Below are 21,944 nucleotides of genomic sequence, written 5' to 3'. Positions count from 1 at the left end.
GAAGATGGGGTGCATGTCGCGCCCCCTCATCCTCGACGCCGCCCGCACGCCGTTCGGCCGCTACCGCGGTGGGCTGTCCGGTGTGCGCGTGGACGACCTGGCCGCGCTGCCCATCGTGGAACTGCTGCGACGCCATCCCGACCTCGACCCCGCGTCGATCGACGACGTGCTGCTGGGCAACACCAACGGTGCGGGCGAGGAGAACCGGAACATCGGGCGGATGGCCGCGCTGCTGGCCGGGCTCCCGACGTCGGTGCCGGGGGTGGCGGTGAACCGGCTGTGCGCGTCGGGTGGTGAGGCGATCGTGCAGGCGGCGCGCGCGTTGGCGCTGGGTGACGCCTCGCTGCTGGTGGCCGGCGGGGTGGAGGGGATGACGCGGGCGCCGTTCGTCGTGCCGCGGCCGGACCGGCCGTTCGCCGACCGGCTGGAGTCGGTGTCCACGGCGCTGGGGTGGCGGCTGGTGAACCCCAGGATGAAGGCCGAGTGGACCGTGCCGCTGGGACGTGCGGCGGAGGACGTCGCGGTGGCGTTGGGCATCACGCGGGAGCAGATGGACCTGTTCGCGCTGCGGTCGCACCGGCGGGCGTCGGCGGCCTGGGACGCGGGGGTGCACGACGGGTTCGCGTTCCCCGTGCAGCTGCGGGACGGCGCGCCGGTGCGGCGGGACGAGTCCGTGCGGCCGGAGACGTCGGCGGACAAGTTGGCCAAGCTGAAGTCGGCGTTCTCGGACAGCGGGCCGGTGACGGCGGGCAACTCGTCGCCGTTGAGCGACGGTGCGGCGGCGGTGCTGATGGGGTCGGAGGAGACGGCGTCCTCGTTGGGGATCACGCCGTTGGGTGAGTTCCTGGGGTCCGCCGTGACGGCGGAGGAGCCGCAGCGGTTCACCCTGGCCCCGGTGTCGGCGGTCCGCAAGCTGCTCGACCGGTTGCGGATCGAGGCCGGGCAGGTCGACCTGTGGGAGATCAACGAGGCGTTCGCGGCGATGGCGCTGTCGGTGCTCCACCACCTGCCCGAGGTGGACCGGGAGAAGGTGAACGTGCACGGCGGCGCGATCGCGTACGGCCACCCGCTCGGCGCGTCCTTCCCGCGGGTGATCATCGACCTGTGCCGGCACCTGCGCGCCCGCGGCGGCGGTCTGGGCGTCGCGGCGGCGTGCGTCGGGGTCGGCCAGGGCATGGCGATCGCCGTCCGGGTGTGAGACCGCCCGATCGAGCGACAGCGCGGCCGGGATCGGCGCGCTAGGTTTGGTCCCAGCCGAGGTCGCTCGACCGAGGAAGTGAGCCCTGGTGGGCCCGTCGGACGGCGGGAGCCAGGGCTTCGCGCCGTTGTGGGGTTCAGATGCGGTAGGCGATGCGGGGGTAGTCGACCACCAGGCCGGTCCGGTCGACGGTGATGTCCTGTTCGAACTCACCGTGCGTGAACGAGACCACCGAGCGGTCCTCGCCGATCGAGACCGTGCGGTAGCGCTGGCGCACCAGTTGGACCGACAGGTCCGGCAGGGTCACGTAGACGACCGGGATCTCGTGCTCGCCCTCCTCCTGCTGGAGGTTGAGCCTGCGGATCGGGATGGCGTTGAACAGGACCGCGAACTGCACGTCCACGTCCACCGCACCCTCGAAGTCGGCCCGCTCCGCGCCCTGGCCCGCGTCGACCAGCCAGATGCCCTCCGACGAACGGCTGACCGAGATCTGCCGCTCCTCCGACACCGTGGCCGTGCGCAGCAGCAGCCGGGTGACGGCACCGGTCTCACCGACCGACACCTCGAACGACCCGCTGAACTGCTCGGCCGGACCGGCGGTCACCAAACGGCCCGAGGCTCGCAGCTTGCGCTCCGAGAGCAGGAAGCGCACCTGCTCCAGCCTGGGCACGTCGTAGCCCTGCCAGGTCACCATCTGCGCGGCGGCGGAACGGGTCTCGCCGGACGGGTTCGCCCGCTCAGCCGTGTTGAACGAGTTCACTCTCCACCCGGAAGGATGTCGTCGGCCTGCTCGGCCGCCCTGTCGCTGGTCTGGTCGAAGCTCATCGTGCTCCTTCGCACTCCTGACGAAGGCTACCCGAATCGATCCCCCACCCCCAGCGGCCACCGGCGCGAGTAACCCCCAGCACGCCCGAACGGCCCCCTGGGAGTCCCAGAGGGCCGTTCGGGTGGAGCTCAGACCAGATGTCAGGCGGTGCGCTTGCGACGCAGGTACAGCAGCGCGCCGGCACCCGCACCCAGCAGGCCGAGGCCGATCAGCAGCGGCACGAAGATGGACGCACCGGTGTTGGCCAGGTCGTCGTCAGTGCCGCCACCGGCCGCGACCGTGGTGGTCGTGGTCGGCGCCACGGTGGTGGTGGTCGTCGTGGTGGTGGTCGTGGGGGCGGCGGTGGTGGTCGTGGTCACGACCGCACCCTCGACCCACTTCGCCTTCGCGTCGGCCTCGACCTTGACCTCGGACGGCTTGGCGATGATCAGCGACTGGGTCTTCTTGCTGCTGTCGACCGACACGAACAGCCGGCCGTGCTGCAGCTGGGCGTTCGCCTTGACGGAGAACTCCACCTCGCCGGGCTCGGTGCCCGCGGCGACCTTGACGTACACGTCGGCGGTCTTGGTCTCGACCGCCTGGGCGCCCATGTCACCCTCGGTGGCGGTGGGCAGCTCGGTGCCGTCCTTGTCGGTGAGCGTGACGCCCTCCGGCAGGTCGGCCTCCAGCATGACCTTGTCGGCCGTGGTGGAGACGGTGAACGGCCCGATCAGCTCGCCGGCCTTGCCGGACAGCTCCTTCGGGTCGACCTTCAGCGTCGGCGCGGGCTGCTGCTCGATGCCCGTGTTCTTCTCGCCGGTCAGGTAGGCGTAGACGGCCTTGACGTCGGCGTCGACCTCGGGGTTCGAGTCCTTGGTCGGGTCGTCCTTCAGGCTCGCACCGTCGGTGAAGTGCCAGATCGCGGCCTGCGTGGCGGCGATGGCCTCACGGTTGTCGATGTCGCGGCCGGTCGCCTCCGACAGCGCGTCGGACTCCAGCAGCGGGTAGCTGTTGTGCAGGATCCAGTTGACCTTCGCCGCGTTCTCCTTGAACTTGGTCCGGTCGTTCGGGTGCTCGTTCCAGGGCACCTCGTGCAGCGGCGTGCCGTTCTGCAGCTGGGTCGGCAGCTCCACGCAGTACGCCTTGACGACGGTCTTGTCGCCGTTCTCGATGACGTACAGCGGGATCAGGTTGGCGTCGAACCACTCGCGCGACTCACCCTTGAGGCCGAGCTCGATGCCCTCTTCGTGGTGCTTGCCGAAGTCGGGGTCGTCGCGCTCGATCGGGATGATCTTGATCGGGTCGGCGGCTGCGGGCAGCGCCGCAGTCATCAGCGCGAGCGAGGCGCCGAGGACCGCGGCCCCGAGGCGCTTCGGACTCAACCGGGATGCCATTTGTCTCCTTGAGGCTCGCGAGGGTAGCCCGTTGGTGTGGTTCGAGGCGGCGGTCCGTGTCGTCCGGGGAGCTACTTGGCAGAGCGCTCAACACCGAAACGACAGGAATCGACCGAACACTATCCGATCCCGTTCACTCGATCGAGGAAGGGTGCAACCGTGGGTATCACCTATCACCAGCAGCGGAAACACGTCTCAACCGTCCACAATGGACGATCCAAGGCAGTCGACGGGGCGTCGGAAATGGACTCCGACCGCTCGCTTCGACGCCGGCCGAAACGGACACCACCACCCGCCGCCGGACGATCAGTGCAGCTCAGACGGTCCACAGTGGATTGCACGTAATAGTCGGCGACCCGCTTTCGACGCCACACCGTTGCCAAACGGTGATCTATGCCACCAACGCGGACGGCGCGACCGGACGGATGTCGCCGACCCGCAGCGACGTGCCCGGCAGGCACAGGTCGCGGGCGGTCGGCGGGCGGCCGGTCAGCATCCACTTCACCAGCGACGCGAGCTGGAACGAGATCAGCGGCGGCACGGCGTCGCCGAGGTGGCGGTAGGCGTTGCCGATCACCGAGACGTCGAACCGGAACCTGCGCGGGAACCCCTGGAGCAGCGCCATCTCCCGCACGGTGCACAACCGGTGCTGCTCGGGGTGGGAGTAGCGCCCGTTGCCGACGTGCCCGCACTCGCGCTTGATCGTGCGCGCCGGCTCGTCCCACCACAGCCGGCCGTAGACGTCGGGGTGCGAGCCCCACTTGCCCTCTTCGATGATCTTGCGCTGGGCCGGGTTCAGCAGCAGCTCCGCCGGTGAGCCGACCAGGTCGCCCCACGACCCGCCGTCGGCCGGGATGGCCCGCATCCGGTCCAGCGAGCGGTCACGGCGGAACGACGGCGACACGTGCATCGCGTCCTCCACGTGCGCCTCGCCCGCCTCCACCGCCGGCAGCTTGCCGATCGCCCGCCGCACGGTCACCGCGCCCGGCCGGACCTCCCAGCCCTGCCACAGGTCCTCCAACGTGCGCAGCGGCACGCCGGCGTCGACCGCCACGACCATCGCCCGCTCCCTCAGCTGCGGCAAGCCGAAGCGGGACAGCATGTGGGTGCTCGCGTCCACTTCGTACCCGATCTCGAGCAGCTGGTCGGCCAACCCCTCCAGGTGGTGCCGCTGCTTGCCCTTGACCAGCTCCCGCGCGTTCTCCAGGACCAGCACCCGCGGCCGGAACTCGGCCACGTACGCGGCGACGCGGCCGACCAGCGAGTTGCGCGGGTCGTCACGCAGGTGGTTGGCGGGCGCGATCCGGGTGAAGCCCGAGCACGGCGGGCACGCCACCAGCACGTCCAACTCCCCGCGCCGCAGGTTCCACACCTGCCGCAGCACGGCCGGGTCGAGCCTGCCCAGGTCCACCTGCAACGGGTCGACGCCGATGTTGTCCCGGTAGATGCCGTTGCAGCGCAAGGAGCCCAGCCGGGACGACGGCTTGCCGATCTGCGCGTCGGCCGCGCCGACGATGGTGAAGTCGCGGTGCGCTTGGAAGCCGAGGCTCATGCCACCGGCGCCGGAGAAGAGGTCGACGACCTTGAAGGTGGGTCCGCGCACCGCGCGATCGTACGGTGGGGTCGTCCCCCTCTGGCGAGTGATCCCACCGGTACTCACGCGCTTGATCGCGTACGTTGCCCGCCATGGAGCTCCCACCTGCGTGGCAACGGCCGGACCCGTTGCGTGGACTGGAGGACATGCCCTGGTCGGTGCTGGCACACGGGTCAGGGGTGGACGACCTGATGCGGCGCGTGGTGCACGGCGAGCGGGTGACCCGGGAGGTCGCCTGCGAAGCCCTCGCCGACCGGCTGCTCGGCGACGACACCGTGTCCGAGGCCAGCGTCTGGGCCGTGCCCTTCCTGGTCGAGATGGGCGCGAGCTACCGCGTGCCCGCGGACAGCCGCGATCGGGTGATCTTCATGCTGGCCGCGATGGCGTTGGCCGGCGCGGGCTTCACCGACGACGGCAAGCGCACCCGCCGGCGGTGGAACGCGCTCGGGCGCGAGCTGCCCCGCCGCCCACCGGACTGGATCACGCAGACGCGGTACGAGGTGGCCAAGGGCGCGCCGAAGGTGTTCGAGGCGCTGGCGGGCGCGGAGGTGGCGTGCTCGATGGCGCTGGCCATCGCGGTGCCGGAGGTCGTGCCGCGGCACGTGGTGGACGTGGCCGAGGCGCTCGCCTCCGCGGACCGCTCGCCGCGGCTGCTGGCGCTGGCCGCGCGGGTGGTGCTGCACCTGGTGGACGACGAGCCGGTCACGCCCGCGCTGCTGCGCGCCACCGCGCAGTGCCACCCGCACCTGTTGCGCGCCTACCGGGGCAACGCCTTCCCGCCCAACCAGCCGCCCGCGGTGACGTTGCAGCTGATGGGGTACCGGTACGCCTTCCTGGCCGCCTACGGTGACGACCAGGAAGACGTGACGATCACCCGGTGACGATCACGCCGACGATCAGGCCGTGACGGCGGTCGGCTCCACGACCGCCGCGGCGGCCTCGTCGTCGGCGACCGGCACCGCGGGCTCCAGCGGGCCGAGCGCGGTGCCCCACTCCTGGTCGGCCAGCGCGAACGCGGCCACGGTCAACGCCACCACCGGACGGGCGGGCGGCAGCTGGTCGGCGTAGAAGTCGAGCTCCAGCCGCGCGCCCAGCGGCGACGGCCGCAGCCGCAGCACGCCGTGCGGCGCCTCCTCGGGGTGCGCGAACCGGCACGACCACTCGGTGAACACGATCGAGCGTTCCACCACGTCGGTCGGGTGAACCGCGCGCACGTTCGCGCCGACCGAGCCGTGCCGGTAGTCGTCGGCGGCGGAGACCAGCAGCTCCTCGAACTCGATGGACGACACGCCGAGGTCGTGCCCGGCGACCAGCGCGACCTGGACCAACGCCAGCGGCAGCTGCGGGAGGGCGTCCTCGAAGCACACCATCGCGCCGCCGTAGCGGGTGTTGATCTCGGTGGGCAGGAAGCCGTCGGCGGTCGCGATGCCGTCGAGGGTGAACGTGCCGCGGTAGTCGACCGTCTCGCGCAGCCGCTCGCCGACCCGGCGGGCCAGGTTGCGCATCTCCTCGCGGATCCACCCGGGCGGGTCGTAGTACGACGCGCAGCCCGCGTACAGGAACCGGGCCTGGCCCGCGCGGCGCGGCACGACCATCTCGATCGGCCGCAGCACCGCGGTGCCGTCCGGGAACACGATCCCGTGCACGCTCACCGGGATGCCCTCCAGGAACGGCATCACCCGGACGAAGTCGCACTTGGGCGCGAGCACGTCGAAGGCGTCCTGCGCCTCCTGCCGATCGCGGACGCGGCGGACGAAGTTCGCGCCGCCGTTGATCGCCGGGCCGTCGCCGGACCAGACGACGCCCGCGCCGCGGTCCAAGCGCCGGGTCGCCGCCCACAGCCCCTCGAAGTCCAGGCCCAGCACGACGGCGGGCGCACGCGGCGCGGACAGCTCGTCCCACAGCCCGTCGATCGTCGTCTTGTTCTCCAACTCCACCCATTCGGGGCGGCGGGCGTTGAGCACCGGCCTGCCCGCGAACTCGGGGGTGTGCACGTACGGGGTGCTGATCACCAGCGCCTCGCCGTGCGGGTCGAAGTCCGCCAGCACCTCGCGGACCTCGCGGTTGGGCGAGGTGAGCAGCTTGGTGAGCCGGTTCTGCTCGACCGCGACGAAGCCGCCCGCGATGCCCAGCGGCACCCAGCGGGCCACTTCCGAGTCGTGCAGCGGCGCGTGGTCGTCCGTCGACAGCACGAGCGTGTGGCGGGCACCGAGCTGGTGGAGCTCGCCCGCGCGACTACTCAGCCGAGTGCCGCCCGCGAGCACGACCAACCGGTCGCCGAACAGGTTTCCGAGGCGCGCTTGAAGCGCGGAAAGGACGTGATCCATCGCCGAGAACTCGCTTTATGAGAAGCAGACGAGACAACCGGCGAGCGCCGGGTGTCACGCACTGTAGAGGCAGGCGATGGGATCGGCCCAGCACGGTCCGGCAACGACCGGATGAAACTTGCCGATGGGATCGGGGACGGTTGCGCGAGATCATCGAGCGGCGTGGCGAAGTACCTGGTCAACCCGGTTCAGGAAAGCACGCGGACCCTTGGCCTTGGGGAACGGGAGCAGCAGGCCGAGCAGCGTGTCGTCCACCGACGGTGGCGCGGCGGCCACGATCGCGGCGGCGGTCTCCAGGAAGCGCTGCCGCTTGGCCTCGTGCACGGCGTGCTCGGCGAGAACGCCCTCGATGCTCGTGTGCATGGCTGGATGCGGGTAACTCACTTGGGTTGTATCGGCCCCACCGGTCCCCACCTTTAGGGTGAATTTGCACCGAGTTCCGGACCCCCTGCCGAGCGGCGGACGTGCTGGGATGTGGCCATGCGCGTTCTGGTCACCGGATCCAGCGGGTACGTCGGACGGGCGGTTCTCGCCGAGCTCTCCGCCGCCGGTCACTCCCCCATCCCCTTTTCGGGTGATGTCCGCTCGCCCGACGGGCTCGGCGGCCTCGGCGACGTCGACGCGGTCGTGCACCTGGCGGGCCTGGCGCGGGTGCGCGAGTCGTTCGACGACCCGGTCCGGTACTACGACGTCAACGTGGGCGGCACGGTGAACCTGCTGCGGTCGCCGCCGCCGCGGTTCGTGCTGGCGTCCACGGCGGGCGTGTACGGGGCCGCCGTGTCCGGGGCGGCGGCAATCACCGAGGACTGCCCCCGTGCGCCGACCAACCCCTACGCCTCCTCCAAGGCCGCCGCCGAGGACGTGCTGGCGTGGGCCGCCGCCGCCGGTCGGGTGAGCGGGGTGGTGCTGCGGCTGTTCAACGTCGCCGGCGGCGGGGACGTGGACGACACGCGCCTGATCACCAAGGTGTGCGCGGTGGCGGCCGGGCGGCTGCCGTCGGTGGAGGTGCTCGGCGACGGGTCGGCGGTGCGGGACTTCGTGCACGTGCGGGACGTGGCGCGGGCGTTCGTGACCGCCGTGGAGTGCGAGGGGCCGGAGTACGCGGTGCTCAACGTGGGCGCGACGCCCGCGAGCGTGGCCGACGTGCTGGCCGCCGCGGCACGGGTGACCGGCCGGCCGGTGCCGGTCGTGCGGCGGCCCGCGCACCCCGGCGAGGTGCGCGAGCTGCGCGCGGACACGACCCGGCTGCGCGCGCTGGGCTGGGCGCCGACCTGCTCCGACCTCGACGACCTGGTCCGCGACCAGTGGGCGGCCGAGGGTCCACATCGGACCTGAGCGTCACGCCCGCCGCCGCGGCAGCGGCACCCGGTCCAGGTCGGCGGCCACCACGACCTCGCCGTCGAACACCTCGGCGGCCTCGTCGTGGAACAGGCGGGGGTCGGTGTAGCGCTGCGAGAAGTGGGTGAGGACGAGCTTGCGCACGCCGCACTGGGCCGCGACGGTCGCCGCCTGGCGGGCGGTGAGGTGGCCGTGCTCCACCGCGAGCGGCTCGTCGACGTGCAGGTAGGTCGACTCGATGACCAGCAGGTCGGCGCCGTCGGCCAGTTCGAACACCCCGTCGCACAGGCGGGTGTCCATGACGAACGCGAACCGCTGGCCCCGGCGCGGCACGCTCACCTCGTCCAGCAGCGGCGGCCGGAGCGCGCGGATCGCCGGGCCGCGGATGCCGCGGGCGGCCAGCCGCTCGGGGAGCATCGTGCGGCCGTCCGGCTCGACCAGGCGGTAGCCGAAGGCGGGCAGCGTGTGGTCCAGCCGCCGTGCCTCCACCCGCCCGAACGGCCCCTCGGCGAGCACGCCCGGCTCGGTGACCGGGTGCGCGCGGACGTCGGCCACGTCGTGGAACGAGCTGGCGTGCCGGAGCCGTTCGAAGTACTCCGCGCCCTCGGCCGGGAAGTGCGCGTGCACGGTGTGCGGGACCCGGTCGAGGGACATGCGCTGCACGACCCCCGGCACACCGAGGCAGTGGTCGCCGTGGAAGTGCGTGATGAAGAGCCTGGTGACGTCGGTGACCGCGACGCCCGCGCGCACCATCTGCCGCTGCGTGCCGTCACCCGGGTCGAACAGGAAGCCCTCGGCGTCCCAGCGCAGCAGGTAGCCGTTGTGGTTGCGGGCGCGGGTGGGCACCTGGCTCGCGGTGCCGAGCACGACCAGCTCTCGGGGTGACACATGGCAGAGTCTGCGGCATGGAGAGCTTGCAGGCCGTGTCGTCGTGGCCGGTGGACACCGCGGCGACGGCCGTGGTCGACGCGCGGGGCGAGGTGCTGGGCGCGCACGGGCCGGTCGACCACCGGTTCCCGCTGGCGTCGGTGACCAAGCTGCTGACGTCGTACGCGGTGCTGGTGGCGGTGGAGGAGGGCGCGGTCGAGTGGGACCAGCCCGCCGGGCCCGAGGGGTCGACGGTGCGGCACCTGATCGCGCACACGTCCGGGTTGGCGTTCGACTCGGCCGAGGTCCAGGCCGCGCCGGGGGCCAAGCGGATCTACTCCAACACCGGGTTCCAGGTGCTCGCGGACTTCGTGGCGGCGGCCACGGAGATCCCGTTCGCGCGGTACCTGGCGGAGGCGGTGTTCGAGCCGCTGGGCATGGCGTCGTCGGAGCTGACCGGCTCGGCCGGCGCGGGCGCGGTGTCCACGGTGTCGGACCTGGTGCGGTTCGCGGCGGAGGTGCAGGCGCCGAAGCTGGTGTCGGCCGAGCTGGTGACCGAGGCGACGACGGTGGCGTTCCCGGGGCTGCGCGGCGTGCTGCCCGGGTTCGGGCTGCAGAAGGAGAACGACTGGGGCCTCGGGTTCGAGGTCCGGGCGGCGAAGTCGCCGCACTGGACGGGGTCGGCCAGTTCGCCGCGCACGGTCGGGCACTTCGGGCAGAGCGGCACGTTCCTGTGGGTGGACCCGGACGCCGGTGTGGCGTGCGTGGCGCTGACCGACCGGAACTTCGGCGAGTGGGCCGCCGCGGCGTGGCCGGTGTTCACCGACGGCGTGCTGGCGGAGCTGGGCCGCACCCGGTAGGCGCTGCAACTAGTCGACTGATTCGCGCAATTCCTCGACAAACTCTTGTGATGCAGAGCACAACCCGCTTAGGGTCGCGTCGCCCTGCCTGCGCGAGAGAAACGAGACCCCGATGCCGCGGACGTCCGTGAGGTTCGGCTTGGTCGCGGCGGTGGTGGCGGCCGGGCTCGTGACGCCCGCGGCCCAGGCCGTGCCCGCACCCGTCGTCACCAGGGCGGCGCTCGACCCGGCGCTCGTCGCGGGCCGGGGCGCGGACGTCGCGTTCGTGGAACAGGAGGCGGAGCACGCCACCACGACCGGCACGGTCATCGGGCCCGACCGCACGGCGTACACGTTGCCGTCCGAGGCGTCCGGACGTCAGGCCGTCCGGCTGCTGCCCGGCGAGCACGTCGAGTTCACCCTGCCGAAGGCCGCCGACGCGATCACCGTGCGGTACAGCATCCCGGACGCGCCGACCGGCGGCGGGATCACCGCACCGCTCGACGTGGCGGTGAACGGCGAGCACCGCAGGACGATGACGCTCACCTCGCAGTACGCGTGGCTGTACAACCAGTACCCGTTCACCAACGACCCGGACGCCGACCTGCCGCACCCGGACTGGTGGATCACCGAGTGCGCGTGCGTGCCGTCGCAGACCTCGCCCGCGCCCGTCATCCGCAAGCCGTTCCGCCCCAGCCACTTCTACGACGAGCAGCGCCTGAAGCTGGACAGGACGCACCGCGCGGGCGACCGCGTCCGGCTCACCGCGCCCGTCGGCACGAACGCCGCGTGGACCGTGATCGACCTGCTGGACTCCGAGCTGGTGCCCGCGCCGCGCGTGCACCCGGTGGCCGCGAACGTGCTGCTGTTCGGCGCGGACCCGACCGGCAGGCGCGACTCGGCCGCCGCGCTCGACCGCGCCATCGCGTTCGCCAAGCGGCACCGGCTCCCGGTGTACGTGCCGCCGGGCACGTTCCGGGTCGACCGTCACATCGTCGTGGACGACGTCACGATCGAGGGCGCGGGCAACTGGCACACCGTGTTCAAGGGCCGGGAAGTCACCCTCCCCGAGCCCGCGCCCGACGGCTCCGTCCACACCGGAGTGGGCTTCTACGGCAAGCCCGCCGAGGCCGGCGGCAGCCGCAACGTGCACCTGCGCGGGTTCGCGATCGAGGGCGACGTGCGCGAGCGCATCGACACCGACCAGGTCAACGGGATCGGCGGTGCCCTCAGCGACTCCACCATCCGAGGCCTGCACCTGCGCCACACCAAGGTGGGGCTGTGGTTCGACGGTCCGATGTCGAACGTCTCGGTCACCGACAACATCGTGGTCGACCAGGTCGCCGACGCGCTCAACTTCCACACCGGTGTCACGGATTCCCTGGTGCGCAACAACTTCATCCGCAACACCGGTGACGACGGCCTGGCCATGTGGTCGGAGCACCGGCAGAACGCCCGCAACCGGTTCGAGCGCAACACCGTGCAGTCACCCGTGCTGGCCAACGGGATCGCGCTGTACGGCGGCACGGACAACGCCGTGGTGGGCAACCTGATCGCCGACCCGGTGCGCGAGGGCAGCGGCATCCAGCTCGGCTCGCGGTTCGGGGCCCAGCCGTTCACCGGGTCGGTCCGGATCACCGACAACACCACCGTCCGGGCCGGCACGCACGAGCTGAACTGGAACATCGGGCTCGGCGCGATCTGGTTCTACGCGTTGGAACGCGACATCGACGCCGACGTCCGGGTCGTGGGCAACCACTTCCTGGACAACACCTACAACGCGATCATGATGGTGAGCGAGTGGTCGGTGAAGGACCTGCACTCGATCACCAACGTGCACTTCCAGGACGTCCGGGTCGACGGAACGGGCACGTCGGTGGTGAGCGCCCGTTCGGCCGGGTCGGCGACGTTCGAGAACGTGGACGCCCGCAACGTCGGCGCGGTGCCGGTGAACAACTGCGGCGCGTTCCACTTCCCGGCCACCGGCTCGGAGTTCGCCCTGACCGACCGCGGCGGCAACGACGGCTGGCTCGCGCCGTGGCTGCTGCCGAACACGATCACCTGCGACGACCGGCCACCGGTCGTGCCGCCGCCCGCGCCGTCGCGGTGGTGACTAGGGCGTGACGACGGCGTGGCCGCGCACCCGGCCGCGCCGCACGTCCTCGATCGCGGCGGCGGCCTCGGCCAGGGGGTAAGTGCGGTCCAGCGCCGGTGTGACCTCGCCCGCCTCGATGAGCTCGCGCAGCAGCACGAGGTCGTCCAAGCGGTCCTTGTGCACCAGCGGGCGCACCTTGATGCCGAGGAACGGCGCCGCGACCAGCCCGCGGACCCACCGGTCCATGCCCATCAACCACCGCCCGCCCGTGCCGCCGGCGAGCACGGCCGTCCCACCCGGCTTCAACAGCCGCTTGAGGGTGCGCAGCGACGGGTTGCCGTAGAGGTCGACCACCACGTCGAACCCGCTGCCCGCCAACGGCCCGGCCGCGTAGTCCAGCACGTGGTCCGCCCCGAGCCCCGTGACCAGGTCCGCCTTCGCCGCGCTGCACACCGCGGTCACCTCCGCGCCGTAATGCTTGGCGAGTTGCACGGCGTACACCCCGACGCACCCCGAAGCGCCGGTGACCAGCACCTTCTGCGCGGCGCGGACCCGACCCGCGTCCCGGACCGCCTGCAACGCGGTGAACCCGGCGATCGGCACCGCCGCCGCCTGTTCCGGGGTGATGTTGGCGGGCTTCGCCGTCACCTGGCCCTCGGGCACGACGGCGTACTCGCAGAACGCGCCGGAGCACCACCCGAACACCTCATCACCGACCTTCGCGCCGGTCACGCCCCGGCCGACCGCCTCGACCGTGCCGGCCAGCTCCAGCCCGGGCACCCTGTTGCGCGGACGTCGCAGACCGACCACCGGCCGTGCCGCGTAGGGCAGGCCGCGCAGGATGTGCCAGTCGGAGCCGGAGACGGCGGCGGCCTGGATGCGGATCAGCACCTCACCGTCCCCGACCGGCGGCTTGTCGATGTCGTCGAGCCGCAGCACTTCTTCGAGCGCGCCGTACGCGTCCTGGGTGATGGCTCTCATCAGTCTTCCTCCGGGTACTGGAACACGTCGCCGAGCGGGACTCGGAACACGCGGGCGATCTGGAACGCCATCTCCAGCGAGGGCGAGTAGCGGCCCTGCTCGATGGCGATGACGGTCTGGCGCGTGACGTCGATGCGGCGGGCCAGCTCGGCCTGCGTCATCTCGCCGTGCGCGAAGCGGAGTGCTCGGATCGAGTTGGTGATCCTGGTCGGCTTGCCCACTCAGAACCCCCGCCGGTACGCGACCAGCTTGACCGCCGCCCCGAACACGGCCCACGCGGTGAACACGGCGTAGATCGCGTTGGCGATCCAGAAGTGCGGCGCCTCCACCAGCGCCAACACCAGCGGCAGCACCATGCCCGCGCCGAGCCCGATCCCGGCCACGTGCTCCCCGAACCGGTTGATGTCGCGGTCGCGGGCGTCGGCCTTGTAGCTGCCGCTGGGCTTGGCGACCTCCATCGCGATCCGACTGGTGATCGACAGCGCGATGGAGACGCCGATCGCCCACAACATGGGCGCCACGTAGGACACCTCGACCAACGGCCGGTCACCCGCCCGCCCCAGGACGACCGCGGCGTACCCGAGGTAGGTCAGCACGCTGACCACCAGGTACACCAGGGTTCCTCTCTCCTCGTACGACATCGCGCCCGCCCCATGTAAAGGAAACTTGACATGGCCAGTGTCTGCCTTGCTTGACATGATGTCAAGCATCTTTGACATTGCCCGGCAGGGGCGCGATCACCGGTGGGGCGCGGCACCGCCCTGGCGCTGCGGGGCGATCGCGCTCACCGCGCTTCGGTGAACCCGTCCGGGACGGGGGCGAGGAGCTTGCCCAGGTTCTCCGGGGTCGGCGGCAACCACTCCAGGTCGGCCGGCGGGGCGCCGTCCTGCAGGTGCTGCTGCCGCACCGGGAGCCACGTGTCGACGTCGACCCAGAGCCCGACGGGCGGCGTGGCCTTCAGACCCAGGTCACCCTCCAGGTGGACGGTCGGCTTGCCGTTGACGGACTCACCCTGGGCGACCACGCGCAGGCGTCCGTCGGCGAGCGCGCGCTTGATCTGCGTGGGGGTCAACACGTCGGTGTCCGCCACGGCCTCGCCCGGCGAGTGGTACCCCGGCGTGCGCCGCCACGTCCGGTTCACGTGGTCGACCGAGGTGGTGGCGCCGTCGGGCTCGATGCTCGTGTCCATGACGGGCTTGCCGCCCACCAGGACCGACGACCGGAACGCGGTGCCGTCGCCGAGGCTGTGGTTGTCGTAGACGGCGGGCCTGCCCGGCTTGCCGTACTTGCCGGACTCCTCGGTCGTGGTCCTGTGCACGACCCAGCCGTCCACGCCGTCGAGCGCGGTCGTGACCTCGCGCGCCACCAGCGTGATGTCGACGTTCGGCACCGGGGCTGAGGACGACGACGCTTGACCGGCGTCCGGCGGGGCCGATCCCGGCCGCAGGCCCACGACCCCGACCGTCAGCGCGAGCACGACCGGCACCGCGGTGAGCCCTGCCCGCCGGAGGGCGATGCGGCGGCCGTAGCGCTTGGCCAGCGACGGCAGCAGGGTGGCCGGCACCTCCTCCTCGCCCGACCGCAGTGCGGTGCGCAACTCGTGCACGAAGGTGTCGTCGAGCCGGTCGTCAGTGGACATCGTTGGCCTCCTGGAAGGTCTCGGCGTCGTCGAGCGACTGCCGCAGCAGTGAGAGCGCCCGGTGGGTCTGGGACTTCACCGTTCCTTCGGTGATGCCCATCGTCCGCGCGGTCTCCGCGACGGAGAGGTCGGCGAAGAACCGCAGCACGACGACCTCGCGCTGCCGCTGCGGCAACGCCGCCACGGCCTGCCGCACGGCTTGCCGGTCCACCACGCCCCGGGCGTGATCACCCGGGTCGGGCGGCGCCACCAGGTCGTTCAACGGCTGTTCGGCGACGCGCCGCTTCACCCACCGCCACCGATCCCGCGCGAGGTTGACCAGCACCTGCCGTGCGTACGCCTCGGGGTGCTCCAGCACCCGGTGCCAGCGCAGCGCCGTTCTCAGCAGTGCCGTCTGCAGCAGGTCCTCGGCGTGCCCGCGATCGTTGACCAGCAGGAACGCCAGGCGCAGCAGGCCGGGCGACTGTGCGCGCACGAACTGCTCGAAGCGGGCGTCGGGCAGCCCGCCGGTACTCCGTCTGAAGAACACAACCAGGATGAACGTCTTCCCGCCCGACCGGGTTGTCACGCCGGCCGGAATTTTCGAGTCGGCGGTTGGCATCAGCAGCCCGCTGGCACCGCTACTGGAACTTCCAGCCGGCGAAGTTCGCGATCCGGACGTACCCGATGCGCCGGTAGGAGGCGTTGCCGGTTGGGGCCATCGCACCGCCGGAGAGCGCGGCCCGGCTCACGTCGACCGTGACGGCGCCCGTGTGACTACGGGCGGATGATGGCGGACCCGCACCCCGGCGCTGCCACCGCACCCGTGCTCCGCTGCCACGCCTCAGCAGACGCGGTGTCGTGCATCGCCGTGACGCAGATGACATCGAGGCAGCATTCTCGCCAGGTGGGCAAAGAGGCTGCCGGTGCGTTCGGCGTCGGGGAGGCTCACACTCACCCGACGGGTCGGCTGGCGGTAGAAGAAACCACGAACCTCGGCCCGCGTTTCAGCCAGCCGAACAGGGTCGCTTCCTCCACCCAACCCGTCCGCAACCTCTCGACCAACGCCAACAGCATGGCGCGCAGGGCGAGGTGCGAGCGCAAGACAGTCCCCGGTCCGGGTGGGAAGTCGTCGACGTCTTCAGTGACCTGCCAACCGCCCAAGCGCATGTTCAATGACCTCAAGCGATCGAGACGCCAGCGGGTGTTGCCGAAGATCGGGCTTCGGCGCCAACTGGCGATGGTGTCCGCCGGCTAGCGATTCCCTAGCCAGACAACGCCGCCCGCGAAGCCACCGCGTTCGACAGCCTTGCGGACGCGCGTCCCCTCGATCCGATCGAACGGGACGCCGTGGTGCGCGGTGATGGCGTGCACCACCTCCAGCATGTCGGCCAACTCCTCGACCAGGTCGTCACCGACGGCCCCCGCGGCTTCAACCGCTTCCTCGACCAGCTTCGCGAGCAGTCTCTCCCGGTACTCGCCGGGAGTGGCGCGGCGGACCACAGGGTCGCCGCCCCCGACTCGGATGAGATCGGGCACCAAGCCGCGCACGAGCTTGCCGTTAGGGTCCACAGGATCGCAGCTTAACGGGTGCGATGAACTGCGACTCAGCCTTCGCTCGAGCAGAAATCCACCTCGCCGAGGAATCCGAGACGTTCCGAACACCGCTGATCGACATTGCGACCCGCACAATTGCGGACATACACATTGGTACCTTCGAGCTAAACTCGGCCCGAACCACGCGGCTCACCCCTAGCATGCGCGAAGATTCAGACCAAGCCGATCCACACCCAGCGGGAGACGACCAGGGGGAAGCCATGGCCAGCGCGACACAGTGCACGGGCGCGGATTTTTGTGAAGAGATCTCCGGCGCCATCGACACCGCGTTCAACCGTTTCTACGATGGTGATCCACCATCGCGACGTGTGTATGCAACCGAGAACTTCGAACTCTTGGCGGACATGTCGCCCCTCACCGCCGGCCACCTGCTGCTGCTCCCAAAGAAGCACTACCTTTCCTTCGCCCAAGTGCTGACCGCACACCCAGGCGAGACAGAGGACTTGGTGGATAACATAGTCGAAATCTATGCGGAAACTTTCCGACAGCCGCTGGTCATGGAGCACGGATCCGGGCCGGGCCAAGAGGACCACGCATGCATCACCCACGCACACCTGCACTTGCTGCCAGTGGACGGCAATGCGGTAGACGACCTCCTGCTCCGAGACGGCTTGGCCTACCAAGACCTGAACTCCATCAGCGAACTGGCGCAAGACCCCTGGCCGGGGTCGAGCTACTTCTTGCGCTTGTTCAACGGACGCTGCCGCGTCTACCTACCGACCGCACAGCAAAAGCGCCAGTACCTGCGCTCGGTGGCTGGCGCCGTCCTCTCGATCGAAGATCCCGAATGGGACTACGCGGTCGTTATGCGTAAAGACGACCTGCGTTCGACGATGCGGATGGTCGAACACTGGTCCGACCGGCTCAGCTACGTCCGTCCGGATCCGGGAGCGTGACACATGTCCACCAAACCGGTGTTCTCGGACGAACCGACGCGGTTGGCCAACACGATCGTCCGAATCTTCGGCGATCAGGTCGGTGAATTTGCTCCCGTCAGGTGGCCGGAAGGGGGTGCAGTCGACCTGATCGCTGGCGCCGACGCGCAGGACGACTGCGCTGTGTTCAGGCTCAGCGGCGACCACGACTTGGTGGTCGGCTCGGACTACGTTCGGGGACCCAAGTTCCGCTTGTACGAAATGGGATACCTCGACGAGTACGACCTCGGGCACTACTTGGTGGCCGCGAACGTCAGCGACATCGCCGCCATGGGCGCCACCCCGATCGGCGTCCTGTCTGTTGTGCGCTACCCGCCGGACATGACGGACGACCTCTTCGAGCGCGTCATGCGAGGAATCCGCGACGCCTGCTCCCGCTTCGACTGCCTCAACGTCGGCGGCGACATCGGCGGTGCCGAGCGACTCATCCTCTCAGCCGCCGCACTGGGCGTCTGCCCTGGTGGCGGATCCCTATTGCGGTCAGGGGCGAAACCCGGCGACGTCGTATGCCTCACCTCGCCCACAGGCCTCGCGGGGGCGGCGATGGCCTACCTCCGCGCCGACAAGCCGGACGACGTCATAGACGAGCAGCACCTCGCCACGATGCTGGCCAACTGGAAACGTCCGCACGCACGGGTCCGCGAGGGGCGGGCGCTGCGTGCCAGCGGTGTGGTGACGAGCTGTCAGGACACGTCGGACGGGCTGAAGGCCACGCTGGAGTCGATCGCATCGGCGAGCGGGGTGGGCATCACCGTGCAAGAACGAGACCTGCCGATCCCCGAAGCGGTGGCGGCCGTGGCCGAGCACCTCGACCTCGACCCCCTGGGCGTCGTGATGGGTGACTCGGTCGACTTCGAGCTCGTCTTCACCGTTGCGCGAGCGGAGGTCGAAGGGCTCGCCGAGCGGCTCGACTTTCACCGGATCGGCGTTGTGCAGCAGGACGCGGGAGTCGTGCTCGTCCGCAGGGACGGCACGATGACACCACTACCCGGCAGGGCGTGGCGTCACGTGTCGGACGAACCGGGTGACCGCAGGGCATGAGGCGCACGACGGCCAAGGCGATCGACAAGTCCTTGCTGCTGGTCACGACGTTGTTGCTCGCCGGGAAGACGTACAACGTGCCGTCCAAGGAGATCTGGGACGCGATCCTGCACGACCGGTCGTACCTGATGTTGGTCCTCTTGGGCGTGGCAGGCGCCTTCGGCGCGCTCACGCCGTTCGAGGGTTGGCAGACGCGGTCATTGGCCGACCGCAACGTGACGATGCGCAGGCGCGTCCTGTCGACCTTCGGGAGGCTGCTCGACATTGGAGGGCAAGTGCAGCCGCCGTTGGCCACTGGTGACCTGGCACTGCACATCTGGCGCAAGCGCAGGACTCTCCGCCATCCCGTGCAGGGCGTGCTGAAACGGGTCGCCACCTACCGCATGGCCTCCTACCCGACGACGCGGAGCTTCTCCCCCCGCAAGGGAGTCGGCGTGGTGGGTCTGTGCTGGTTGTACGACCGCGAGGTCGACTTCGACGTGGAGCCGTTGGCCGCGCGGCTGACCGACGAGGCGACGTTCGACAGTTTCGTCTCGCAGCACGGTCCGGCGTCGGTGATGAACTTGACATGGAAGACGTTCGAAGTCGTCAAGCACCGCGGCGCGGTGTTCGCGACGCCGATCAGGAACGGCCGCAACAGGTTCGTCGGCTGCATCAGTGTGGACGCCAGTCACGGTTACGACGTGCTGCTCCGTCGCGACCTGCTCGAGGAGATGAGCAACCTCGGCATGGCGATCGGACGAGAAGACTTCGAGTGCACATGACAGAGCCCGGTATCAGGGAGGTGGTCGCCCACACACGTGCCACGTACAACCGGAACGCTGACGAGTACGCGATGACCACTGGTCGGTTGGCACAGTTCCCGGGACTCGACCAGGAACTGGACCGCTTCCTCGACGCACTGCCGGCGGGCCCCGTGCTGGACTTGGGGTGCGGTGCCGGCCGTGACACCGAGTACCTCGTCCACCGCGGCGCGATGGTGATCTCGGGGGACTTGAGCGAGCGGCTGTTGACGATGACGCGCCTGCGGTGCGCACCGGCGGGCGTGGTGCAGTTCGACTTGACGTCCTTGCCGTTCCGCGACGACGTGTTCGCGGGGGTCTGGGCGTGCGCGAGTGTCTTGCACATCCCCCGCCGCCACCACATCGAGGCGTTCCGCGAGGTGCACCGGGTGTTGCTCCCGGATGGACTGGCGGCCATCAGCCTCAAGGATGGCGACGAGGAAGCCTGGATGACCGGAGGGCGACTCTCGTTCCCGCGGTGGTTCTCGCTCAGGAAGCCGGACTCGGTGGTGCGTGAACTGCACGAAGCGGGGTTCATCAGGGCGGAGGTCCACCCGAGCGGTCGCGGTACCTGGTTCATCGCGGAGGCGACGAAGGGTCAGGACCCCCACTGATCCGGGTCGGTGCCGGGGAGCACATGGCGGACACCGCCCCGGGGGTCGGTCACGTCACCCGTGTACCTGGGGATGAGGTGGATGTGCAGGTGGTCCACCGTACGGCCGGCCGCACGCCCCTCGTTGACCCCGATGGTGTAACCGGCGGGGTGGTACTTGGAGTCGAGCATCCGCTGCGCCAGCTTCACCATGCGGTAAGCCTCGGCGGCTTCCTCGTCCGTGAGGTCGAAGTAGGACTCCACGTGCCGCTTGGGCACCACCTCCACGTGCCCCTCCGCCGCCGGGTAGTTGTCCCACCTGACGTAGAACAGGTCACTTTCCGCCAGCAGGTGGTTAATTGATTCGTCATAGATCTGACAGAACAGGCAACCGCCCTGCGCGGCCGTTGCGACCTCGGCGTTTTTCATTACTGCTGAATGCCCCATCAGACCTCTCGCCTCACACGTCACCACCGATTCGAACACTTGCCGTTCTGCCAGCATGGTCAACCTAGCGTGCTTCAGAGCCAGACTGAACCCTTTCGGCACACTTCGACCAACTCACCGGGTGAATGTCACGTGACTCTCCTGGTCACACGTTTCCAAGCCTGACGATCATGGAATCGCCACTCCGCAGCGTCGACACAGCGAGGTCATGAGGTCGACCACTTGGTGCACCGCGAGGTCGGTGGTGTCAATCACGACGGCGTCGTCAGCTGGTACCAGCGGGGATGCAGCCCTGGACATATCGGCCTCGTCGCGACGCACCACGTCCCTCAGGACGTCCTCGTACGACCCCGCACGCTCTTGGACGACGCGGCGAGCCGCTCTGGCCTCAGGTGTGGCCGTCAAGTAGAACTTGATGGGCGCCGCGGGGAAGACCACCGTGCCGATGTCGCGCCCCTCGACGACGCACCCGCCCTGGGCGCCAGCCCAGACGCGGACCAGTTCGGTCACCCGCCTGCGCAGCTCGGGGAACTTGGCCACGGCGGAGACCGCGATGTTGACGGCTCCCGAGCGGAGGTCGCCGACGTCGTGCCGGTCGACCTCGAGCAGGCCCGTGGTCCGGTTCGACTTGATGAGCTCTTCGCACAGAGAGACCACAGCCGACTCGTCGTCGACGGAAATACTCCGCCGCAACGCCTCAAAAGCAAGGAGGCGATAGGTCCTACCGCTCTCAAGATATTTCAGCCCGAAGGTGTCCGCGAGCGCGAGACAAGTCGTGGTTTTACCAGCGGCCGCAGGCCCGTCGACCGCTACGACCACATGACTCAGGGCAACATTAGCCATGGTTTCCCCTGCAAGAATCGTATGGCGGCCGAAGCCTGCGCATCACCAGGGCGCGAACATTACCACGCATAAGTTCCGCAAATATGCGGAGACGACGAGCGGTTTCTACGTTTCCGCTGCACAACAAGCATGCCTCGCCCATTAGGGTCATTCAGAAGCAAGCCAAACGAGACACGGTGACAGCCTGTCACGGGCATGCGTGGTCACCAGGTGACCCTCTGTAGTGATCGCCCACAACGACGGTCCAGCGATGCGATGGCGTTCCAGCGTGGGCGTCGTGCCCACTGGACCGGCGAGGCGCCCTCGATGAGGCGGCCGAGAAGTGAACTGCGGTCACAATGCGGTCAGAGCCCCTGTGGAAAGTTCTCCACAGGGGCTCTGACCAGTGCGCGCTCGGCAGGATTCGAACCTGCAACCTTCTGATCCGTAGTCAGATGCTCTATCCGTTGAGCTACGAGCGCATCGTTCTTCAGTTGTCACCCGGCCGAAGCCGGGTGTTGCGGAGGCTCCGGGATTTGAACCCGGGATGGGCGATAAACCCAAACCGCATTAGCAGTGCGGCGCCATAGACCAGACTAGGCGAAGCCTCCCGGAGCCCTCGGCTACGACGCATAGATTACACATGCCCCCG

General features: G+C 69.8%; 23 protein-coding genes and 2 tRNA genes. 9 read left to right on the top strand and 16 right to left on the bottom strand.

What is annotated here, in order from left to right; translation table 11 throughout:
* Positions 1 to 13: 13 nt before the first annotated feature.
* Entirely contained in the window at positions 14 to 1,198 is a 1,185-nt protein-coding gene (locus AB0K14_RS02100; RefSeq protein WP_360454541.1) for a thiolase family protein, read from the top strand.
* 136 nt (positions 1,199 to 1,334) lie between these two features.
* Here AB0K14_RS02100 and AB0K14_RS02095 read toward each other — a convergent pair whose 3' ends face one another.
* The 3 genes from AB0K14_RS02095 to AB0K14_RS02085 form a co-directional block, all read right to left on the bottom strand.
* Complete coding sequence (locus AB0K14_RS02095) at positions 1,335 to 1,958, bottom strand: putative glycolipid-binding domain-containing protein (RefSeq protein ID WP_360454538.1); 624 nt, start codon at positions 1,956 to 1,958, stop codon at positions 1,335 to 1,337.
* Between the two features lie 206 nt (positions 1,959 to 2,164).
* The gene (locus AB0K14_RS02090) at positions 2,165 to 3,397 is read right to left on the bottom strand and encodes a thioester domain-containing protein (RefSeq protein WP_360454535.1); all 1,233 of its coding nucleotides are present in this window, start codon (positions 3,395 to 3,397) and stop codon (positions 2,165 to 2,167) included.
* A gap of 391 nt (positions 3,398 to 3,788) precedes the next feature.
* Positions 3,789 to 5,000: a DNA cytosine methyltransferase gene (locus tag AB0K14_RS02085; RefSeq protein ID WP_360454532.1), complete on the bottom strand. Its 1,212-nt coding sequence runs from the start codon at positions 4,998 to 5,000 to the stop codon at positions 3,789 to 3,791.
* An 83-nt stretch (positions 5,001 to 5,083) separates the two neighbouring features.
* Here AB0K14_RS02085 and AB0K14_RS02080 point away from each other — a divergent pair, with 83 nt between their 5' ends.
* Positions 5,084 to 5,872, top strand: coding sequence for a hypothetical protein (locus tag AB0K14_RS02080; RefSeq protein WP_360454529.1), 789 nt, complete (start codon positions 5,084 to 5,086; stop codon positions 5,870 to 5,872).
* A gap of 15 nt (positions 5,873 to 5,887) precedes the next feature.
* On the opposite strand, the gene AB0K14_RS02075 is transcribed toward AB0K14_RS02080, so the two are convergent.
* A complete protein-coding gene (locus AB0K14_RS02075; protein WP_360454526.1) occupies positions 5,888 to 7,318 on the bottom strand; it encodes a hypothetical protein in 1,431 nt (476 codons plus the stop codon).
* A gap of 150 nt (positions 7,319 to 7,468) precedes the next feature.
* The gene (locus AB0K14_RS02070; protein WP_360454523.1) at positions 7,469 to 7,681 is read right to left on the bottom strand and encodes a hypothetical protein; all 213 of its coding nucleotides are present in this window, start codon (positions 7,679 to 7,681) and stop codon (positions 7,469 to 7,471) included.
* Between the two features lie 117 nt (positions 7,682 to 7,798).
* Between AB0K14_RS02070 and AB0K14_RS02065 the strand changes: the two genes are divergently transcribed.
* Positions 7,799 to 8,653, top strand: coding sequence for an NAD-dependent epimerase/dehydratase family protein (locus AB0K14_RS02065; RefSeq protein ID WP_360454520.1), 855 nt, complete (start codon positions 7,799 to 7,801; stop codon positions 8,651 to 8,653).
* Positions 8,654 to 8,656: 3 nt separating this feature from the next.
* On the opposite strand, the gene AB0K14_RS02060 is transcribed toward AB0K14_RS02065, so the two are convergent.
* The gene (locus AB0K14_RS02060) at positions 8,657 to 9,544 is read right to left on the bottom strand and encodes a ribonuclease Z (RefSeq protein ID WP_360454517.1); all 888 of its coding nucleotides are present in this window, start codon (positions 9,542 to 9,544) and stop codon (positions 8,657 to 8,659) included.
* A 17-nt stretch (positions 9,545 to 9,561) separates the two neighbouring features.
* Between AB0K14_RS02060 and AB0K14_RS02055 the strand changes: the two genes are divergently transcribed.
* The gene (locus AB0K14_RS02055) at positions 9,562 to 10,383 is read left to right on the top strand and encodes a serine hydrolase domain-containing protein (RefSeq protein ID WP_360454514.1); all 822 of its coding nucleotides are present in this window, start codon (positions 9,562 to 9,564) and stop codon (positions 10,381 to 10,383) included.
* Between the two features lie 112 nt (positions 10,384 to 10,495).
* Positions 10,496 to 12,475 (top strand): glycosyl hydrolase family 28-related protein, encoded by a 1,980-nt coding sequence (locus AB0K14_RS02050; protein WP_360454511.1) that lies wholly within the window; start codon positions 10,496 to 10,498, stop codon positions 12,473 to 12,475.
* On the opposite strand, the gene AB0K14_RS02045 is transcribed toward AB0K14_RS02050, so the two are convergent.
* The 6 genes from AB0K14_RS02045 to AB0K14_RS02020 form a co-directional block, all read right to left on the bottom strand.
* Positions 12,476 to 13,438: an NAD(P)-dependent alcohol dehydrogenase gene (locus AB0K14_RS02045; protein ID WP_360454508.1), complete on the bottom strand. Its 963-nt coding sequence runs from the start codon at positions 13,436 to 13,438 to the stop codon at positions 12,476 to 12,478.
* Complete coding sequence (locus tag AB0K14_RS02040) at positions 13,438 to 13,659, bottom strand: helix-turn-helix transcriptional regulator (protein ID WP_360454505.1); 222 nt, start codon at positions 13,657 to 13,659, stop codon at positions 13,438 to 13,440. Before AB0K14_RS02040 ends, AB0K14_RS02045 begins: the two co-directional genes overlap by 1 nt.
* Positions 13,660 to 14,079 (bottom strand): hypothetical protein, encoded by a 420-nt coding sequence (locus tag AB0K14_RS02035; protein WP_360454502.1) that lies wholly within the window; start codon positions 14,077 to 14,079, stop codon positions 13,660 to 13,662.
* Positions 14,080 to 14,222: 143 nt separating this feature from the next.
* Positions 14,223 to 15,077, bottom strand: a complete 855-nt coding sequence (locus tag AB0K14_RS02030; RefSeq protein ID WP_360454499.1) for a hypothetical protein — start codon at positions 15,075 to 15,077, stop codon at positions 14,223 to 14,225.
* A complete protein-coding gene (locus AB0K14_RS02025) occupies positions 15,067 to 15,606 on the bottom strand; it encodes a SigE family RNA polymerase sigma factor (RefSeq protein ID WP_360454496.1) in 540 nt (179 codons plus the stop codon). The genes AB0K14_RS02030 and AB0K14_RS02025 overlap by 11 nt, the downstream gene beginning before the upstream one ends.
* A gap of 704 nt (positions 15,607 to 16,310) precedes the next feature.
* Positions 16,311 to 16,607 carry a nucleoside triphosphate pyrophosphohydrolase gene (locus AB0K14_RS02020; protein WP_360454493.1) on the bottom strand — a complete coding sequence of 99 codons (297 nt, stop codon included), beginning with the start codon at positions 16,605 to 16,607 and terminating at the stop codon, positions 16,311 to 16,313.
* Between the two features lie 44 nt (positions 16,608 to 16,651).
* Between AB0K14_RS02020 and AB0K14_RS02015 the strand changes: the two genes are divergently transcribed.
* The 4 genes from AB0K14_RS02015 (at position 16,652) to AB0K14_RS02000 (ending at position 20,045) form a co-directional block, all read left to right on the top strand.
* Positions 16,652 to 17,569, top strand: a complete 918-nt coding sequence (locus AB0K14_RS02015; protein WP_360454490.1) for an HIT domain-containing protein — start codon at positions 16,652 to 16,654, stop codon at positions 17,567 to 17,569.
* Between the two features lie 3 nt (positions 17,570 to 17,572).
* Entirely contained in the window at positions 17,573 to 18,649 is a 1,077-nt protein-coding gene (gene thiL, locus AB0K14_RS02010; RefSeq protein WP_360454487.1) for a thiamine-phosphate kinase, read from the top strand.
* Positions 18,646 to 19,413 (top strand): hypothetical protein, encoded by a 768-nt coding sequence (locus AB0K14_RS02005; protein WP_360454484.1) that lies wholly within the window; start codon positions 18,646 to 18,648, stop codon positions 19,411 to 19,413. The genes thiL and AB0K14_RS02005 overlap by 4 nt, the downstream gene beginning before the upstream one ends.
* 71 nt (positions 19,414 to 19,484) lie before the next feature.
* Positions 19,485 to 20,045: a class I SAM-dependent methyltransferase gene (locus AB0K14_RS02000; RefSeq protein WP_360454481.1), complete on the top strand. Its 561-nt coding sequence runs from the start codon at positions 19,485 to 19,487 to the stop codon at positions 20,043 to 20,045.
* Here AB0K14_RS02000 and AB0K14_RS01995 read toward each other — a convergent pair.
* The 4 genes from AB0K14_RS01995 to AB0K14_RS01980 form a co-directional block, all read right to left on the bottom strand.
* Complete coding sequence (locus tag AB0K14_RS01995; RefSeq protein ID WP_360454843.1) at positions 20,030 to 20,527, bottom strand: HIT family protein; 498 nt, start codon at positions 20,525 to 20,527, stop codon at positions 20,030 to 20,032. The genes AB0K14_RS02000 and AB0K14_RS01995 overlap by 16 nt on opposite strands.
* Positions 20,528 to 20,638: 111 nt before the next feature.
* A complete protein-coding gene (cmk, locus tag AB0K14_RS01990; protein WP_360454478.1) occupies positions 20,639 to 21,289 on the bottom strand; it encodes a (d)CMP kinase in 651 nt (216 codons plus the stop codon).
* Positions 21,290 to 21,701: 412 nt separating this feature from the next.
* A tRNA-Arg gene (locus tag AB0K14_RS01985) sits at positions 21,702 to 21,774 on the bottom strand.
* Between the two features lie 39 nt (positions 21,775 to 21,813).
* A tRNA-Ser gene (locus AB0K14_RS01980) sits at positions 21,814 to 21,903 on the bottom strand.
* Between the last annotated feature and the right edge of the window lie 41 nt (positions 21,904 to 21,944).

The organism is Actinosynnema sp. NPDC050801 (assembly GCF_040673975.1).
GTDB lineage: Bacteria > Actinomycetota > Actinomycetes > Mycobacteriales > Pseudonocardiaceae > Actinosynnema.
The sequence above is the reverse complement of the archived record's forward strand: the minus strand, read 5'-3'. Positions and strand labels throughout refer to the sequence as shown.

Coding starts and splice junctions, on each gene's coding strand:
- AB0K14_RS02070 (WP_360454523.1), bottom strand. CDS start 7,681: ATGCACACGAGCATCGAGGGCGTTCTCGCCGAGCACGCCGTGCACGAG.
- AB0K14_RS02030 (WP_360454499.1), bottom strand. CDS start 15,077: ATGTCCACTGACGACCGGCTCGACGACACCTTCGTGCACGAGTTGCGC.
- AB0K14_RS02015 (WP_360454490.1), top strand. CDS start 16,652: ATGAACTGCGACTCAGCCTTCGCTCGAGCAGAAATCCACCTCGCCGAG.
- AB0K14_RS02005 (WP_360454484.1), top strand. CDS start 18,646: ATGAGGCGCACGACGGCCAAGGCGATCGACAAGTCCTTGCTGCTGGTC.
- AB0K14_RS02045 (WP_360454508.1), bottom strand. CDS start 13,438: ATGAGAGCCATCACCCAGGACGCGTACGGCGCGCTCGAAGAAGTGCTG.
- AB0K14_RS02090 (WP_360454535.1), bottom strand. CDS start 3,397: ATGGCATCCCGGTTGAGTCCGAAGCGCCTCGGGGCCGCGGTCCTCGGC.
- thiL (WP_360454487.1), top strand. CDS start 17,573: ATGTCCACCAAACCGGTGTTCTCGGACGAACCGACGCGGTTGGCCAAC.
- AB0K14_RS02050 (WP_360454511.1), top strand. CDS start 10,496: ATGCCGCGGACGTCCGTGAGGTTCGGCTTGGTCGCGGCGGTGGTGGCG.
- AB0K14_RS01995 (WP_360454843.1), bottom strand. CDS start 20,527: ATGCTGGCAGAACGGCAAGTGTTCGAATCGGTGGTGACGTGTGAGGCG.
- AB0K14_RS02075 (WP_360454526.1), bottom strand. CDS start 7,318: ATGGATCACGTCCTTTCCGCGCTTCAAGCGCGCCTCGGAAACCTGTTC.
- AB0K14_RS02065 (WP_360454520.1), top strand. CDS start 7,799: ATGCGCGTTCTGGTCACCGGATCCAGCGGGTACGTCGGACGGGCGGTT.
- AB0K14_RS02000 (WP_360454481.1), top strand. CDS start 19,485: ATGACCACTGGTCGGTTGGCACAGTTCCCGGGACTCGACCAGGAACTG.
- AB0K14_RS02080 (WP_360454529.1), top strand. CDS start 5,084: ATGGAGCTCCCACCTGCGTGGCAACGGCCGGACCCGTTGCGTGGACTG.
- AB0K14_RS02100 (WP_360454541.1), top strand. CDS start 14: ATGTCGCGCCCCCTCATCCTCGACGCCGCCCGCACGCCGTTCGGCCGC.
- AB0K14_RS02055 (WP_360454514.1), top strand. CDS start 9,562: ATGGAGAGCTTGCAGGCCGTGTCGTCGTGGCCGGTGGACACCGCGGCG.
- AB0K14_RS02035 (WP_360454502.1), bottom strand. CDS start 14,079: ATGTCGTACGAGGAGAGAGGAACCCTGGTGTACCTGGTGGTCAGCGTG.